The sequence below is a fragment of the Mesorhizobium sp. M0830 genome (assembly GCF_040319965.1).
GTDB lineage: Bacteria > Pseudomonadota > Alphaproteobacteria > Rhizobiales > Rhizobiaceae > Mesorhizobium.
The window spans coordinates 1-16,393 of sequence record NZ_JAMYOR010000098.1; the positions used below are offsets into that span (position 1 = coordinate 1).

18 protein-coding genes and 1 riboswitch are annotated in these 16,393 nt (G+C 61.9%); of the genes, 9 read left to right on the forward strand and 9 right to left on the reverse strand.

What is annotated here, in order from left to right; all coding sequences use genetic code 11:
• Positions 1–81: 81 nt before the first annotated feature.
• Both NKI20_RS32095 and NKI20_RS32100 read right to left on the reverse strand, forming a co-directional pair.
• The gene (locus NKI20_RS32095) at positions 82–552 is read right to left on the reverse strand and encodes a nuclear transport factor 2 family protein (protein WP_352837905.1); all 471 of its coding nucleotides are present in this window, start codon (positions 550–552) and stop codon (positions 82–84) included.
• Between the two features lie 59 nt (positions 553–611).
• Complete coding sequence (locus NKI20_RS32100) at positions 612–1,163, reverse strand: carboxymuconolactone decarboxylase family protein (protein ID WP_352837907.1); 552 nt, start codon at positions 1,161–1,163, stop codon at positions 612–614.
• A gap of 100 nt (positions 1,164–1,263) precedes the next feature.
• Between NKI20_RS32100 and NKI20_RS32105 the strand changes: the two genes are divergently transcribed.
• On the forward strand, positions 1,264–2,169 hold the full coding sequence (locus NKI20_RS32105) for a LysR family transcriptional regulator (RefSeq protein WP_352837909.1): 906 nt from the start codon (positions 1,264–1,266) through the stop codon (positions 2,167–2,169).
• Between the two features lie 76 nt (positions 2,170–2,245).
• Positions 2,246–3,034 carry a lysophospholipid acyltransferase family protein gene (locus NKI20_RS32110; protein ID WP_352837911.1) on the forward strand — a complete coding sequence of 263 codons (789 nt, stop codon included), beginning with the start codon at positions 2,246–2,248 and terminating at the stop codon, positions 3,032–3,034.
• A 22-nt stretch (positions 3,035–3,056) separates the two neighbouring features.
• On the opposite strand, the gene NKI20_RS32115 is transcribed toward NKI20_RS32110, so the two are convergent.
• From NKI20_RS32115 to NKI20_RS32125, 3 genes are all read right to left on the reverse strand, one after another.
• Positions 3,057–3,683 carry a LysE family translocator gene (locus NKI20_RS32115; RefSeq protein WP_352837913.1) on the reverse strand — a complete coding sequence of 209 codons (627 nt, stop codon included), beginning with the start codon at positions 3,681–3,683 and terminating at the stop codon, positions 3,057–3,059.
• Between the two features lie 92 nt (positions 3,684–3,775).
• Positions 3,776–4,723 (reverse strand): aldo/keto reductase, encoded by a 948-nt coding sequence (locus tag NKI20_RS32120; protein WP_352604336.1) that lies wholly within the window; start codon positions 4,721–4,723, stop codon positions 3,776–3,778.
• A 120-nt stretch (positions 4,724–4,843) separates the two neighbouring features.
• A complete protein-coding gene (locus NKI20_RS32125; RefSeq protein ID WP_352604333.1) occupies positions 4,844–5,365 on the reverse strand; it encodes a gamma-glutamylcyclotransferase in 522 nt (173 codons plus the stop codon).
• A 150-nt stretch (positions 5,366–5,515) separates the two neighbouring features.
• On the opposite strand from NKI20_RS32125, the gene NKI20_RS32130 reads away from it, so the two are divergent.
• Entirely contained in the window at positions 5,516–6,514 is a 999-nt protein-coding gene (locus tag NKI20_RS32130) for a DUF2125 domain-containing protein (RefSeq protein WP_352837915.1), read from the forward strand.
• A 10-nt stretch (positions 6,515–6,524) separates the two neighbouring features.
• Positions 6,525–7,448, forward strand: a complete 924-nt coding sequence (locus NKI20_RS32135; RefSeq protein WP_352837917.1) for a sugar kinase — start codon at positions 6,525–6,527, stop codon at positions 7,446–7,448.
• Positions 7,449–7,455: 7 nt separating this feature from the next.
• Here the strand turns inward: NKI20_RS32135 and NKI20_RS32140 are convergent, their stop codons facing one another.
• The gene (locus tag NKI20_RS32140) at positions 7,456–8,391 is read right to left on the reverse strand and encodes a prephenate/arogenate dehydrogenase family protein (RefSeq protein ID WP_352837919.1); all 936 of its coding nucleotides are present in this window, start codon (positions 8,389–8,391) and stop codon (positions 7,456–7,458) included.
• A 6-nt stretch (positions 8,392–8,397) separates the two neighbouring features.
• Complete coding sequence (gene hisC, locus NKI20_RS32145) at positions 8,398–9,507, reverse strand: histidinol-phosphate transaminase (protein ID WP_352837921.1); 1,110 nt, start codon at positions 9,505–9,507, stop codon at positions 8,398–8,400.
• Positions 9,508–9,643: 136 nt separating this feature from the next.
• A riboswitch (SAM riboswitch) is annotated at positions 9,644–9,721 on the forward strand.
• 112 nt (positions 9,722–9,833) lie between these two features.
• Between hisC and metX the strand changes: the two genes are divergently transcribed.
• The 4 genes from metX (at position 9,834) to NKI20_RS32165 (ending at position 13,603) form a co-directional block, all read left to right on the forward strand.
• Complete coding sequence (gene metX / locus NKI20_RS32150; RefSeq protein ID WP_352604323.1) at positions 9,834–11,003, forward strand: homoserine O-acetyltransferase MetX; 1,170 nt, start codon at positions 9,834–9,836, stop codon at positions 11,001–11,003.
• Between the two features lie 58 nt (positions 11,004–11,061).
• Positions 11,062–11,676: a methionine biosynthesis protein MetW gene (metW, locus tag NKI20_RS32155; RefSeq protein ID WP_023757246.1), complete on the forward strand. Its 615-nt coding sequence runs from the start codon at positions 11,062–11,064 to the stop codon at positions 11,674–11,676.
• Entirely contained in the window at positions 11,625–12,455 is an 831-nt protein-coding gene (locus tag NKI20_RS32160) for a Stf0 family sulfotransferase (protein WP_352837924.1), read from the forward strand. The genes metW and NKI20_RS32160 overlap by 52 nt, the downstream gene beginning before the upstream one ends.
• A 155-nt stretch (positions 12,456–12,610) precedes the next feature.
• Positions 12,611–13,603: a glycosyltransferase gene (locus NKI20_RS32165; protein WP_352837925.1), complete on the forward strand. Its 993-nt coding sequence runs from the start codon at positions 12,611–12,613 to the stop codon at positions 13,601–13,603.
• Positions 13,604–13,662: 59 nt separating this feature from the next.
• Here NKI20_RS32165 and NKI20_RS32170 read toward each other — a convergent pair whose 3' ends face one another.
• Complete coding sequence (locus NKI20_RS32170) at positions 13,663–13,983, reverse strand: DUF1330 domain-containing protein (RefSeq protein WP_352837927.1); 321 nt, start codon at positions 13,981–13,983, stop codon at positions 13,663–13,665.
• Positions 13,984–14,350: 367 nt separating this feature from the next.
• Between NKI20_RS32170 and NKI20_RS32175 the strand changes: the two genes are divergently transcribed.
• Complete coding sequence (locus tag NKI20_RS32175; RefSeq protein WP_352837929.1) at positions 14,351–15,286, forward strand: glycosyltransferase family 2 protein; 936 nt, start codon at positions 14,351–14,353, stop codon at positions 15,284–15,286.
• A 65-nt stretch (positions 15,287–15,351) separates the two neighbouring features.
• Here the strand turns inward: NKI20_RS32175 and NKI20_RS32180 are convergent, their stop codons facing one another.
• On the reverse strand, positions 15,352–16,149 hold the full coding sequence (locus tag NKI20_RS32180; protein ID WP_352837931.1) for a DUF1194 domain-containing protein: 798 nt from the start codon (positions 16,147–16,149) through the stop codon (positions 15,352–15,354).
• Between the last annotated feature and the right edge of the window lie 244 nt (positions 16,150–16,393).

Here is a 16,393-nt window from a genome sequence, read left to right on the forward strand (position 1 = left end):
AGCGAGTGACCCGCGGGGCGACATGGTCCGGAAAAAAGACAGGAAACGCTTGACCTCACCGACCCCAATCAGAGAAGCCTGCTAAAGCCCGAGTTCCGACAGTGTTGGGTGGTCATCCGGCCGCCGGCCGAGCGGCCAGTGATATTTGCGGTCAGCCTCGCCGATCGGCAGGTCGTTGATGCTGGCGATGCGCAGGCGCATCAGCCCGTGTTCGTCGAATTCCCAATTCTCGTTGCCGTAGCTGCGGAACCATGAACCGCTGTCGTCGCGCCACTCATAGGCGAAGCGCACCGCGATCCGGTTGGCGTGGAAGGCCCAGACCTCCTTGATCAGCCGATAGTCAAGCTCGCGGCTCCATTTGCGCGTCAGGAGCGCCTGGATGGCATCGCGCCCTTGCAGGAATTCGGTCCGGTTACGCCAGCGACTGTCCATTGTGTAGGCGAGCGCGACCCGTGCCGGATCGCGCGAGTTCCAGGCGTCCTCGGCCATGCGCGCCTTCTGTGCGGCGGTCTCGGCTGTGAACGGTGGAAGCGGTGGTAGGCTCTCAGACATGACATTCCTCTGCGGCATGCGTGCCGGAGACCGGCGGACACCGCCTGGCCTTTCCGGAGTCAGGCAGCATCGCGGGCAGAAACAACCGGAAAATCGATCTCGGTCCGGGCAACCTCATTGATATAGTTGGTCCAGACGTTCAGGGCGACGTGCTGGACGATCTCAATGATCTCACCATCGTCATAGCCTGCCAGCCTGACGGCTGCGAGGTCCTCGTCGCCGACATGGCCGCGGCTGTGGGCGACCTTGGCGGCGAAACGGACAGCCGCCCCCGCCTTGGGATCGGTGGAACCGCCGTGGCGGTTGGCAATCATTTCGGCGTCGTCGAGCCTTGCGAGGTTCTTGCCGAGGTAGGTGTGGGCGGAAAGACAGTAGTTGCAGCCATTGACCTCGGCGACCGCGAGCGCGATACGCTCGCGCGTTGGCGCCGGCAGGCGGCCCCTGGCAAGCGCCCCAGACATGCCGAGGTAGCCTTCCAGCGCGGCCGGGCTGTTTGCAACCATCCTAAACAGGTTCGGCACGACACCGAGTTGCTTCTCGACAGCGTGCAGCATGGGTTGCGCGGCTGTTGGAGCGGCGGCAATGGATGACAGGGTAACGATGCGGGGCATGACGATTTCCTTTTGAGGTGCCCGTCTTATATGCATCCTTTCACATTGCGGATGTAGATGCCATAATTGCAATCTATCCTTCCAATTTCTGGAATAAACAATGGACCGCCTCGAAGCCATGTCCCTTTTCGTTGCCACGGTCGAGGCTGGCAGTTTGTCCGCTGCCGCGCGCCGTTCGGGCGTGCCACTTGCCACGGTCAGCCGCAAGGTCTCCGACCTAGAGCGTCATCTTCAGACACGCCTGCTGAACCGGTCGACGCGGCGGCTGACGCTGACCGATGCGGGCGACGCCTACCTCGCCGCATGCCGCCGCATTCTCGACGAGGTCGGCGAGGCCGAGCGGGTCGCCGGCGGCGAGTACAGCGCCCCGACGGGCGAATTGATCATCACCGCGCCGATCGTCTTCGGCCGCCTTCACGTGCTGCCAGTCGTCACCGCGTTTCTCGCCGCCTACCCGCAAGTGGACATTCGCCTGACGCTCGGCGACGCGATAAGCCATTTGGCCGAGGAGCATATCGATCTCGCAATCCGCATCGGCCGGCTGCCGGACTCGCGCATGGTTGCCACAGGGCTTGGCTCCATACGTCGTGTTGTCTGCGCAAGCCCCGCCTATTTGTCTGAACGCGGCACGCCGAAAACCCCCAGAGATCTTGAGACGCACAGCTGCATTACCTTTGAGGGTCTCAGTTCCCTCGCCACCTGGACCTTTTCGGTGGAGAAGACCGACCTTCCAATCCAGGTTCGCTCAAGGCTCCGCGTCAACACCGCTGAGGCCGCGATCGACGCTGCGATTGCCCGCATCGGGATAACACGGGTACTTTCCTACCAGATCGTAGCCGCTGTGCGGTCAGGAGCCCTCAGAGCGGTTCTCCAGGACTTCGAACCGCAGCCGTGGCCGGTAAATCTCGTACACGCCGGCCAGGGCCGGCTGCCGGTGAAACTGCGCGCCTTCCTCGACTTCGCCGCTCCTCGCCTGCGGGAACGCCTGGCGCAGGCGGCGTGGTGAATGAGCCGCATCGCCTTGTTTCCTTTTTCCCCGCGCTTGGTGTAACCAACGCTCACCTCCTCACCGGACCTCCCCCATGCTCTATGCCAGATCACTGACGTTCAATTTCGTCTTCTACGTCAACCTGATCATCCAGATGATCCTCTGGACCCCCTACTATTTCCTGTCCCCCCGTCACCGCGCCTGGTTCGTGCCGAAATTCTGGTCGCGCACCTCGATGTGGCTCTTCGACAAGATCGCTGGAACGAAGAGCGACATCACCGGCCAGGAAAACCTGCCAGCAGGCTCGTTCATCCTGGCGCCCAAGCACCAGTCGTTCTGGGACACGATCGCCTTCTTTCCCTTCCTCCAGGACCCGCTCTACATCTTGAAACGAGAGCTGACCTGGATCCCGTTCTTCGGCTGGTACATCATGAAGATGCGCATGATCCCGGTTAACCGCGGCAGCCGCTCGAAGGCGCTGAAGGCCGTGGTCGCCGCGACCAAGGAGGAGATGGCGCGCAACCCCCGCCAGCTCATCATCTATCCCGAGGGCACGCGCCGGGCGCCGGGCGACGAGCCGGCCTACAAATACGGCATCGTCGAAATCTACGCGCAGCTTGGTGTTCCGGTGGTGCCGGTTGCCCATGTCGCCGGCCTTTATTGGCCGCGCCGGAAATTCCTGCGCTACCCCGGCACGATCAGGGCACGCTTCCTGCCGCCGATTCCACCGGGCCTGAGCAAGGACGAATTCATGGCACGACTGATCGGCGAGACGGAGGCCGCCTGCGATCAGCTTCTCATTGAGGCATCCCACGAACCCAATCCGCCGGCCTTGCCGCCGACGGCGGTGAAGCGGTTGCAGGAACTCGGCGCGAAAGCCTGAGCGAAAACTCCCGGGCCAGTTTTCAACCAAACACTGCCAGCGCTGTGGTCAACACCAGCGTCACGGCAAAGACCAAATTGACGATCCGCGAGGGTGCCGGCTGGCGCAGGAAGCGCGCGAACGCTGCTCCCGCGACGAGCCACACGGCATGGATGGCGACGATCATCAGGGCGAGAACCGTCAGCCTCAGCCATGGACCGAGCTCAGCGACGCCTTGTTTCGACGAAGTGCCGGCGAACACGGCGGCGATCGCCACATAGGCCTTTGGGTTGGCGACAGCGAGAAGAAATCCGGCCAGCCATGTTGGGCGCGAAGCCTCGGCGGCGCGTGCCGCCAAGGGCGGCGCCGTAGCGATCTTGAAGGCGAGATAGAGGATGTAGACCGCTGAAGCGACGGCCAGCAGCGGCGCGTGCCGCGGCATCGACGTGAGCACCGCCATGACCCCGGTCGCCACGATCAGCAACACGGCGATCGTGCCCAGGATGATCCCCCAGGCATAGCGCAGCGAGTGGCGCAGGCCGAAGGCGGCCCCGACGGCGGTGACGCTTATCGTTGCCGGCCCTGGGCTGCCCATGACGATCGTGGCGGCAAGCACCAGCGCGACCAGCTGACGCCAAAGGTCCAGCTGCGAAAGAAGCGGCTCCGTCATCTGCACCTCTGCCTTGCCCCGTGCAAAGGGACGGTACGGCAAGACAAGAGGGTCGTCTTGGACGTTCGTGCGAGGAGCGGTCGCCGAAAGCTTCAGCCGCTCGCCTTGTCGAGTTCGGCCATATCGTCGGCGCTCAATTTCAGCGACGCCGCCTTGATCAAGCTGTCCATCTGATCGGGCCTGGTGGCGCTGGCGATCGGCGCGGTCACACCGGGCCGCGCGATCACCCAGGCAAGCGCGACTTCCGCTTGCTTGGCCGAATGCCTGGCCGAGACCGCGTCCAGTGCCGCAAGGATGCGATATCCGCGCGCGTTGAGATAGTCCTTCACACCGCCGCCACGCGGGCTCTGACCAAGATCGGCCTCGCTGCGGTATTTGCCGCTGAGAAAACCCTTGGCAAGACTGAAATAGGTGATGACGCCGATGTCCTCGGCCACGCAGAGATCACGCAGCGGGCCGTCGAAGGACGAGCGGTCGTAGAGATTGTATTCCGGCTGCAGCACTTCGTAACGCGGCAGGCCGCGCAGGCTCGCCACATCGAGTGCGGCGCGCAACTGGGCGGCGTCGAGGTTCGAGCAGCCGGCATAGCGGATCTTGCCCTTGGCGAGCAGCTTCTCATAGGCGCCAAGGGTTTCCTCGTAGGGCGTCGTCGGATCCGGCCAGTGCGACAGATAGAGATCGATGGTGTCGGTCTGCAGCCGCTTCAGCGATGCGTCGATGGCCTTTTCGATGTATGCGGCGGACAGGTCCTTATGGCCCTGTCCCATATCCGAACCGACCTTGGTGACCACGATGACCTTGTCACGATTGCCACGGTCCTTCATCCACTTGCCGATAATGGTTTCCGACTCTCCGCCCCGGTGGCCGGGCACCCAGCGCGAATAAGCATCCGCCGTATCGACGGCGTTGAGGCCGGCGCCGATGAAGCTGTCGAGCAGGTCGAACGAGGTTTTCTCGTCGGCGGTCCAGCCGAAGACATTGCCGCCCAGAACCAGCGGTGCGATGGAAAGATCGGTACGACCGAGACGGCGTTTCTGCAAGGCATATCTCCGGAATGATTGGGCGGGCGAATGCTGCCCGCGGGCTGAGGTTCGGAGCCTAAGCTAGGTCTTGGCCGAGCGAGGTCAAAGGCCTGGCCGCCTTTTTCCGCAGAGCCAGCTTCACAAAGGCGCGACCCGCCTGGCGACTTCCTCCAGCCAATGGTCGCGAATGCCTAGCGCCTCGAGATGCTCCAGTGTGCTGAGCACATAATCCTCGTTGACGCCGGACTGGCCGACCGCGCCACGCACCATGGCCGCCGCCTCCGCCTCGTCGAGCGCGCCGGCATACTGCTCGTGCTGGCGGTCGACGATATAGGCCACCGCCTCGACAGTCCGGCCCCCGTCGAGACGAATCTTGAGCAAGCGCTCGAGATAGACATTGGTGACCAGCTCGCGGTCGCGCAGATAGGTGATGACCTCGTCGCGCAAGTCGCCGGGAACACGGAACGCCAGGCCGACGCAGGAGCCGCCACGGTCGAGGCCGAGCACCAGCCCCGGCCGTTCACGCGTGCCGCGATGCACGAAGGAATAGACGCAGAGCGACCGGCGATACCCATGCAGGCGCGCGCGCTGTGTCTCGACATGGGCGAAACCCGGCCGCCAGATCAACGAACCATAGCCAAACACCCAAAAATCGCCCATATCGCCGCGCCTGATTGCAAAGAATGTCAACACCGTACCGGGACCGGAGTTTTTTTAGCCTGTCCCGTCTACCTATTCGTCTCTGTCTACCTATTGTCGGCGGGATCGACTGTCCGTCCGCAACACCCATGCGTTAACGAGAGCCAAAGCATGACGTCAAGTGACGAACGCCAGCCGAGTAACCTTCGCCGCTTGTTGTGGCTTGTCACCTTCGTCGTGGTGCTGTTTGCCATCTACAGCGGCGGCTGGTTCTATCTGGCTGACCGGGTGAGGAGCGAGGCCGACAAGGCGGTTGCCACGCTGAACAAAACTGGCGTCGAAGCCGGCTGTGCCAACCTCCAGGTCAGCGGCTATCCCCTGAGCTTTACGGTCTCCTGCGACAATTTGGCTTACGAGGACGATGCCAGCAACGTCGCCGCTTCGGCCGGCAGTTTCAACGCAGCCGCCCAGATCATCCAGCCTCTGTCACCGGTTGCCAATCTGCGCGGCCCGCTCAGGACTTCCGTGCCAGGCATGGCGCCGCTGTGGATCGACTGGGACAATCTGCAGGCCAACGTCAAATTGTGGTGGCCGCTACCGCAGCGGATTGCCCTGGAGGCGGAGGGCCTGTCCGGCCAGACCGATCCGGCCGACGATACCGATCCGGTGCAATTGTTCAGCGCCGGCAAGGCGGCTGGCCAACTGCAGCCGAATGGGGCAGACATCGACTATCTCGGCAGTTTCGGCGATCTCGAGATCGACCCCGGCGCGATCGGCGGGCGCGTGCTGCCGGCGCTCGATGCCAGCGGCGACGCGACGCTGAAGAACGGCATTGCACTGATCGGCACGCAGGTGAAAAGCCTGCGCGGCCAGGCAATCGAAATCCGCAACCTCTACCTGTCGTCGGGCACGGCGCGCATCACCGTTTCAGGACCGCTTTCGGTCGATGCCGAGGGCCTGATCAACGCCGATCTGATGATCAGGCTAAAGGACCCGAAGGCGGTGGCTGCCATCCTCGGCGCCGCCATACCCGAGCAGAAAAGCCAGATCGAGCAGGGCTTTTCTGCCCTGGCGGTGCTCGGCAACGAACCGTCGATGCCGCTGAAGGTGGTCAAGGGCAAGGCCTCACTCGGCTTCATCCCGCTGGGCAAGATCAAGCCACTCCATTAAGCGTCCCTGTATGAACAGACCGGCAAAACTTCTGAGCGTCGGCGCGCTGACGCTGGACACCATCCTGCGTGTCGAGACACTGCCGCTGCATCAGGGCAAGTTCATCGCCTCCGACGGCGTCCAGATCGCCTCGGGCATGGCCACCAGTGCTGCCTGCGCCGCGCACCGCTTGGGCGCCGAGGTGTCGCTGTGGGCTAGTGCGGGTGACGATCCCGTCGGCGACCATCTCGTTGCCGCGATCGAAGCCGAAGGTGTCGATTGCGCCTATGTCCGCCGCGTCGGGGGCGCTCGCTCGGCGCTGGCCTCGATCCTGGTCGATGCGCATGGCGAGCGCATCATCGTGCCGTTCTATGACAGACTTGCGCAGGCCGATCCCGAAGGCTTGCCGCTCGCCGACCTCTCCGCATTCGACGCCGTTTTGGTCGATGTCCGCTGGCCGGGCGCGGCAGCACTTGCCCTCAACGCCGCGCGCGCCATCGGCCGGCCGGCGATCCTCGATGCCGACACCGCGCCGCTGGAGGTCCTGGAACAGCTGTTGCCGCTCGCCACGCATATCGTCGCTTCGGAGCCGGCGGCGCGCATCGTCTGCGGCCAGGCGCTCGACCCGGAAACGGCTTGCGCCGATCTCGCCAGCCGCACCGACGCCTTTGTCGCGGTGACTGGCGGCGCGGCGGGGAGTTGGTGGCACGACCGTTCCGCAGGCTGTGTGCGTCATGTCGCGGCGCCGAGAATCAAAGCGGTCGACACATTGGCCGCCGGCGACGTCTTTCACGGCGCCTTCGCCGTCGGCCTGGCGGAGGCCATGTCTGTCGAGCAGGCTTTGCGCTTTGCCAGTGCGGCCGCCGCGCTCAAATGCCTGCGCTTCGGCGGCAGGCTTGGCGCGCCGAATAGAGCCGAGACGCTGGCGATGGTTGCGGCGACCTGGCCGGCCTGAAACAAATTTAAGTCTTGGCCGGGTGTTCGACCGCCTGGCGGCCAAAATCGGGCACGTCGATGTCCTGGCCGGCCTCGATGATCGAGCGGCGCACGGCCCGGGTGCGGGTGAACAGGTCGAAGAGTTTTTCGCCGTCACCCCAGCGGATCGCGCGTTGCAACGACGCCAGGTCTTCCGAGAACCGCGCCAGCATTTCGAGGATTGCATCCTTGTTGTGCAGGCATACGTCCCGCCACATGGTCGGGTCGGAAGCGGCAAGGCGGGTGAAGTCGCGGAAGCCCGAAGCCGAATACTTGATCACCTCGGACTTGGTTACCGACTGCAGATCATCGGCGGTGCCAACGATATTGTAGGCGATGATGTGCGGCAAATGCGAGACGATGGCCAGCGTCATGTCGTGATGCTGAGGATCCATCGTGTCGATGTTGGCGCCGCAGCGGCGCCAGAATTCCGACAGCCGTTCCAGCGCGTCCGGGTCAGTATCGGGCAGCGGCGTGAAGATACACCAGCGATTGTCGAATAGGTCGGCAAACCCGGCATCGGGGCCGGATTTCTCTGTGCCCGCCAGCGGATGACCGGGAATAAAGTGGACGCCGGCTGGCACATAAGGCTGCATCTGCGCGATGACAGATGCCTTGGTCGAGCCGACATCGGTGAGGATCGCGCCCGACTTCAATGAAGACGCAATTTCCTCGGCGATCGCGCCGGACGAGCCGACCGGCACCGAGACGATGACCAGATCGGCATCCCGGACCGCTTCGCTCGCATCGGTGGTGTAGGAATCACCGAGCCCAAGTTCTCTCGCTCGCGCCAGCGTCGCGGCACTGCGGGTCGAGATGGCTACGCGGCCAGCCAGCCCCTCGCGGCGGATGACGCGGGCCAGCGACGAGCCGATCAGGCCGATGCCGACCAGCGCGATCTTTTCAAACATCGGTGATGTCATGGTGTTCTAGCTTTTCAGGAATGTCGTGAGTGCGGCGACAACGCCGCGATTGGCCTCTTCGGTGCCGACGGTCATGCGCAGCGCGTTGGGAAAGCCGTAGCCGGAAACGCGCCGCAATATGTAGCCGCGTGCCGTTAGGTAGTCGTCCGCGGCCGCTGCCGAATGTTTCTGGTCGTCAGGGAAATGAATAAGGACGAAATTGCCAACGCTGGGCGTTACCCGCAGCCCAAGCTTTGTGAACTCCTCGCTCAACCATGCCAGCCAGGTCTCGTTGTGCGCGACGCTGCGCTCGACATGGGCGCGGTCGCGGATCGCCGCGATTCCGGCCTCGATCGCCGTTGCATTGACGTTGAAGGGGCCACGCACGCGGTTGATCGCGTCGACGATGTGCATCGGCGCGTACATCCAGCCGATCCGCGCCCCACCAAGGCCGATCTTCGAGAAAGTACGGGTCATCACCACATTCTCGGCGCTGCCGACCAACTCGATGCCGGCTTCGTAATCGTTGCGGCGGACATATTCTGCATAGGCCGCGTCGAGCACCAGAAGCACGTGCCTTGGCAGACCGGAATGCAGCCGGCGCACCTCCTGGAACGGCACATAGGTGCCGGTCGGGTTGTTGGGGTTGGCGAGGAACACGATCTTGGTGCGCGGCGTGACGGCGGCCAGGATGGCGTCGATGTCGGCGCGCTCATCTTTTTCCTTGATCGTCACCGGAACGGCACCCGCCGACTGGATGTAGATCTTGTAGACCATGAAGGCGTGTTCGGTGATGACGGCCTCGTCGCCGGGCGCCAGATAAGTCTGCGCCAGGAGGCCGAGGATCTCGTCGGAACCGTTCGAGCAGACGATGTTGGCCGGGTTGAGACCGTGCACTTCGGCGATCGCTTCGCGCAGCCGCCTGGCGGTGCCGTCGGGATAGACATCGAGCTTTCCGGCAATCTCGCGCGCGGCTTCGATCGCTTTTGGCGAGGGACCGAGCGGGTTCTCGTTCGACGAAAGCTTGTAGACCTTGGCGACGCCGGCAGGCGCCGTGCTCTTGCCCGGCACATAGGCGTCGATGTCCATGATGCCCGCGCGCGGGGTTGGACGTGCCTTGTCCGGTGTCTGGCTCATGTCGCAAAATCCGTCGAGAACGCTTCCTCAGGGAAGCCGCAGCGGAAATACAAGCCGTGGCCCGCAATGTCGAGAGGTGACCGCCTCCGGACAAGGCTGGCCGTTGACGCCGGCCTGCCGCAGCCCTAGAAGGGGTACGAACTACCGTGGTGATTTGGCCGGTCGGCTTGCAGCCACGTTAAACAACTTGCTAAAGGGCCGTTTGCATCCTGTAACCGGCTTTGCGACTGCAATGCCGGTTTTTTATTGCCCGCGCCGGCCGGACACCGCATCGGCGACGATTTTCGAAAAGCACGGTGCAGGGATCAAGGTGTGAGATGGATGCAATGGCCGCTCTGCGTGCTCGCAAAACCAACAACGAGGCCGACCAGCCGTCGAGCCCGGTTTTGCGTTTTGGGCCTGACAAGCCGCTCAAGCTCGACGCCGGCACGCTGCTGTCGCCGTTCCAGATCGCTTACCAGACCTATGGCACGCTGAACGACGCCCGTTCCAATGCTATCCTCGTCTGCCACGCGCTGACCGGCGACCAGCACGTCGCCAGCACCAATCCGGTGACCGGCAAGCCGGGTTGGTGGGAAGTGCTGATCGGCCCCGGCAAAATCATCGACACCAGCCGCTTCTTCGTCATCTGCTCCAACGTCATCGGTGGTTGTCTTGGTTCCACAGGCCCGGCCTCGACCAATCCCGCCACCGGCAAGCCCTATGGGCTTGACCTGCCGATCATCACCATCCGTGACATGGTGCGCGCGCAGCAGATGCTGATCGACCATTTCGGCATCGAAAAGCTGTTCTGTGTGCTCGGCGGCTCGATGGGTGGCATGCAGGTGCTGGAATGGGCGTCGAGCTATCCGGAGCGCGTCTTCTCGGCGCTGCCGATCGCTACCGGCGCGCGCCATTCCTCGCAGAACATCGCATTCCACGAGGTCGGCCGGCAAGCTGTAATGGCCGATCCGGACTGGCATGGCGGCAAATATTTCGAGCACGGCAAACGCCCGGAAAAAGGCTTGGCGGTGGCGCGCATGGCCGCCCACATCACCTATCTGTCGGAGGCCGCGCTGCACCGGAAATTCGGCCGCAATCTGCAGGATCGCGAAGCGCTGACCTTCGGCTTCGACGCCGACTTTCAGATCGAAAGCTATCTGCGCCACCAGGGCATGACCTTCGTCGATCGCTTCGACGCCAATTCCTACCTCTACATGACCCGGTCGATGGACTATTTCGACCTTGCAGCCGACCATGGCGGCCGGTTGGCCGACGCTTTTGCCGGTACCAAAACCCGTTTCTGCCTGGTGTCCTTCACGTCGGATTGGCTGTTTCCGACCGAGGAGAGCCGCTCGATCGTGCATGCGCTGAACGCCGCCGGCGCCTCGGTGTCCTTCGTCGAGATCGAGACCGATCGCGGCCACGATGCCTTCCTGCTGGACGAGCCGGAACTGTTTGCCGCCATCAACGGCTTCATCGGCTCGGCGGCCCGGGCGAGAGGGCTCAGCGCATGACCCTGGAAAGTTGCGGACTGGTCTGTCCAGGATCATGCTCCACGCAGGAGGCGGCATCATGAGTGTCAACCGCGACCAGCGCGTCGACCTCGAGGTCGTCGCCAATCTCATCCCGCCGCAGTCCCGCGTGCTCGATGTCGGTTCGGGCGACGGCTCGCTGCTCGAATTGCTGCAGGACACCAAGCAGGTCGACGGCCGTGGGTTGGAGCTGTCGCAGCGCGGCGTCAACGAATGCGTGGCGCGCGGCCTCTCGGTCATCCAGGGCGATGCCGACAAGGATCTCGAATTCTATCCCGACAAGGGCTTTGACTTCGTCGTCCTGTCGCAGACGCTGCAGGCCACCCGCAACCCGAAGCTGGTGCTCGACGAACTGCTCAGGATCGGCAACCGCGCCATCGTATCCTTCCCCAATTTCGGCCATTGGCGGGTGCGCCTGTCGCTGTTCATCCAGGGCCGCATGCCGGTGACAAAGGACCTGCCCTATTCTTGGTACGACACGCCCAATATCCATTTCTGCACCATCCGCGACTTCGTCAATCTCTGCGACGAACTCGGCGCGACGGTGGAGAAGGCGACGGCACTCGACGCCAACGGCCAGAAGATAGGTCTGTCGATGCCGTGGTGGTTCTGGAATTTCTTCGGCCAGCAGGCGGTGTTCTTGCTGAAGCGGTAGCTGTGTTAGCCATGCATCTTTTTCGAAGAGGCCCTCTGCCCGTTGAAACTCCACCGGACGTTCTGGCTGGGATAAAGGCCGGGATTCTGATCTGCACGTCACCTCGGAGCGGCAGCAACTATCTCGCCGAGTTGATGGCAGGTGCGGGACTTGGCAAACCTCTCGAGTGGTTCGGCGGCCGCCGCGTTCTGGAACTGCCCAATTATCCGCGAAATCCCCGTGCTCAGGTTTTACGGGCACTGAAGGATGGACGCTCCCCCTCGGGGATCTACGCAGTCAAAATATTTGCAAGCCAGTTTTCGCAAGTATCCAAGACTGTGGACCTCCCGGCCAGCCTTCCAGCGCTGCGCTACGTCCGCTTGACCCGCCGCGATCTTCTTGGCCAGGCGATCTCTTGGACACGCGCCCGTCAAACGGGACGATTCCGCTCTACCGAGAAAGGCCAGAATTCACCACGCTACGACGGCCCAGCCATCGCAGAATCGCTTAAGAAAATCGGACTGGAAAATCTCGCGTGGGATGTCTGGCTTGCAAAGAACGGATTGCCCTTCCTGCCATTGACGTATGAGGAAGTCTTGGCAAACCCACAGACCTGCCTTGAGAAAATTGCGCATCTGGCCGGCACCCACATCACTTTTGGACCTGCGTCGGCCCTCAATTCCAGCCTTGAGGTCCAAAGAGACACAATCAATATGGAATGGAGGGAGCGCTTTCTGTCGCAGTACTCTGCCCTCTCAAAATTCCAGACCATCAGTCATCGAATTCGGGGGCTTCTTTAAGAAGCGGCGTGAAGTCCCAATTTTACCGCAAAGACAATACGCAGATTGTGCCGGACAATGGCGAAAACGCTGCCGGTTGATCAGCACGGATTGCCTTTACATCGCGACGAGGCGACTATATTCCCCCTGGTTGTCGATAGATATTTGGGGCCGGGATGGTTGAAGAACGCGCAACATACTCGCTCGTCATGGAAATGGAAAACGCCAAGTCCATTGACTGGGACGAGATCGGCGTTGGACTGAAGGCTTTGGCGCGGGAAATCGCCGCAGTTTCCGCGAGCGGCCTGGCGCGACCGACGGTTGTTATCTCTCACGGCGCGGCAGAGTCGGAAACAGATGCGCTGCATCGTAAAATCGCGGCTGAAGCACCGCAGTTGGGTCAAGTCTCCAACCTGATCTTCACAGCTTTCCCCGGAGGCCGATACTACGACCTGAAGAACAATGGCATGCTGGCAGCTGACGGAAATATCGTCATCTTTATCGATTCCGACGTCGTGCCGGAACCAGGCTGGCTGCCGGGTTTGCTCGAGCCATTCAAAGACCCCAAAATTATTTGTGTAAACGGATACACATATCTTTCGCACGATGATTTTTTTTCAAGAACGTTTGCCTTGATCTGGTTTTTTCCGATGGCCCACGGAGACAGTCGGTTCGCGTCGAAGCGGGCGATGAACGCAAACAACGTAGGGTTTCGGCGCGAATGGATCGTCAGTCATCCTTTCCCGAACCATAATGGCTTCAAGGTTTCCTGCACGTTGCTGATGCGCGAACTGCTGCGTGAAGGCCACAAAATTCATAATGTCAACGCACGCGTCTACCACTACTCACCGCGGGGCTGGCGGTTCTTTTACTGGCGGGCCCTGGTTACAGGCCGCGACGCCGACCGAAAGTTCGTGGCCCTCAATTCGCCTAGTCGCACGCGACGGGTAGCCAAGTCTTTCAGCCGTTGGTTCACCATGTCGTGGCGCACAACACGACGCATTGTGGGCCATGCTCGGGAGACAGGGATGCCGCTTTGGCAAATTCCATTCTCCCTGATTGTCGGTCAGGTATTTTACAGCTTGGCATTCTGGGGCCAGTTTAGCTTCGCTGCCGGCATAGTTCGCGACGAAATCGAGACCGTGCCCGACTATATCGGGCACAGCTAGCCGATTTATCGCATCTTTGAGCCGTGCCCCCAACGTTGCATTGATTTGGGACCAGTCAACTATTCCAGAATATCCGTCGCCTTGTGCGGATGTTCGACCCCGTCGGCGAACACCACATCGGCCTCCGAATTATCCGTGCGTAGTGCGAGTGTTGCCTGGTACGCGGGCGAGTTGTACCAGCCATGCACATGCTGCCTGTCGGGAAATTCGATGATGATCAGGTGGCTGGGCCAGTCGTTCTCGATCACTTCCAGATCGCCGCCATGAACCAGAAAATGACCGCCGAAAGGTTCCAGCGCGGCATCGATCTTCTGCAGATATTCGACGATCTGCAGGCCCATCGTGGCCTGGCGCATATGGGCAAGGGCGTAGGCGGTCATGACTGTACTCCCTTGTTATCGAAACCGCGTTGCCGGCCTCGCAAGGGCAATCTGACCGAAAGCCGAGCACAAAGCGATTACGTCCGAGGTAATGGAATGCATGCTATTCTGACACGCGGACCGCTTCTGTGGTGATTCGCAAATGCTCTGTTCGGCAATGCTGTTGCAAATGGAGCGCTAATAACCGGAATTCGTTGGCTTGCGCGGCTCGAGTATCGGTAAAGTGGATGACTTGGGCACCTGGTTTTTGTAGCGTCGGATCGACTACGGGATATCGCGGAAAGGAAGTTCGATCCATTCGACCGTTCCAAGAATTGAAAAGTCCTGGATAGACGCGCAACTCTGCGCAGGAAACAGCTGACACGACATGGCCGGGATCATGGATCCAACACCTCTCGTTACCGTCATAACGCCGACCCACAACCGGCGCGAAACGGTGTTGCGCGCCGTGGAAAGCGTGCTTTCCCAAAGCATGCCAAGACTCGAGCATATTGTCGTTGACGATGGCTCGACCGACGGAACCGAGGCGGCACTTGCCCGCATTCAAGACCCGCGGCTGATTTATGTCGGTGCGAAATGGCGAGGCGCCAATGCCGCCAGGAATGCCGGCATCGAGCGGGCGCGGGCGCCCGTGGTGACATTCCTCGATTCGGACGACGTTTACCTGCCGCACCGGCTTGAACGAACCCTGGCCCGCTTCGACGACAATTCCGCACTTCAGGTATTGATCAGCTCTTTTGTGTCCCTGAAGGGCAATCGCGCCACCAATTGCGTCAATCGCGATGCGTTCGTGAGCCCGACGATGCTGGAACGGACGCTGGTCGCACAGACGATCTTCATCGCCGGCTCCGCGATAACCGCTCGCCGCGAGGCCTTGCTGGGCATTGGCGGTTATGACAGCGACATCACCCGGATGCAGGACCGGGAATTGCTGCTGCGGCTAGCGCGCCGTCATGGCGCTCGGTTGTCCGAAGACATCGACTGGACGAAATACAACTCGGAAAACTCGATTTCAGGCCGCCGTGACGGCTATGTCGAAGCCTATGCGAACCTGATGGGCAAACATCCGCACATTGCCGACGCCTACCCGCATATTCCGCCATACATGATCTCGCGGCAGATTATCGCCGATATTCTCAGGGGCCGGATACCTCAAGCATTTGAGGGCTACATGGCCAATCGCTCGTCGAAATCGCTCGGCTACTCGCTGCCGGAACTGATGCACGGCTATATTCATGGCCGGCGCTGGCGCCGCGATCTCTACAACGAGTTCCGCGACAAGTTTGGTGCCCGACCGGCCTAATTGCATGTCGCCCAAGAGTGTCCAGCGGTTCTAGACTACGACATGCATGACAAGTTCCAGAAGGCTCAGCGGTCGAGTTCCGGAAAATACGGATCGGACAAGAACCGCCTATCCCGTTCGCCCTGCAGACAGTCTATCGGCGTCGCCACGTCGACGGGCATGATTCTCGCCTCGTCCTGAATGCCGCTTACTTCGAGGATCAGCTTGCGCCGGATGGCCGTCGAAAATTCGGCGGCCGCATAAATCGGCAGCACAAAGGAACCGGGCCCGCCGCTCACGCACTGCGCGTAATACTGGTCGAGATGACTGAAGGTGGGTGATGGACTGATCAGGATTGGCAATCCATTGACGACGATGCCCTTTGCAGTCGCCGCATCGCGCGTGGCGGTGACCGGCGGCCCGATATTGTTCGGACCGTCACCGGAAATATCGATGACGCTGCGTTCGCCCTTGAAAGAAGTGTGATCGAAAAGCTCGGTGCCGAAGGCCAGCGCACCGGAAATCGAGGTGCCACGGAAGCTGCGGAACGGGCGGGCCGCAACCTTGTCGGCAAAGAGGTTGGCGCTCTCCGCGCTGTCTATGATCTGCCAGCCGATGACCGCATCGTCGCGCACCGTGCCGGCCCATTCGAAATAGGTGAGCGCGATCCGGCCGGTGGCGCCGGCGCGAACAGCCCTGATAAAGTCAGGATGTCGCAACGCCTCGACATAACCGGCGCGCTGCAGGGCGAACTCCTTTTCGTCCATCGACAGCGATATGTCGACTGCAAGCACCAACTCGACGTCGACGGCCGGCGCATCCGGCGGCGAGGCGGCGGCCTGGGCGCAGGCAAGACAGGCAAGCAGGCGCAGAGCATCAAGCATGGCCGTCGCCAGGGTTGTTCTTCCGAACAAGCTTGCGGCGCGATCACGGCAGAATAAAGCTTTGCGCAGGAGGAATTCCGGGAAAAGCGCATAGCGCTTTCCCCCTACGTCAAAACAAACGATTGGAGCGGGGGGGGGGGGGGGGGGGCACCCCCCCCCCCCGGGTACATAGAAAACGGGGGTATGGCGTGGGGGGGGGGGGGCGGCGGGGGGGGGTGATGGGGCCCCCGGCCCCGGGGCGGGG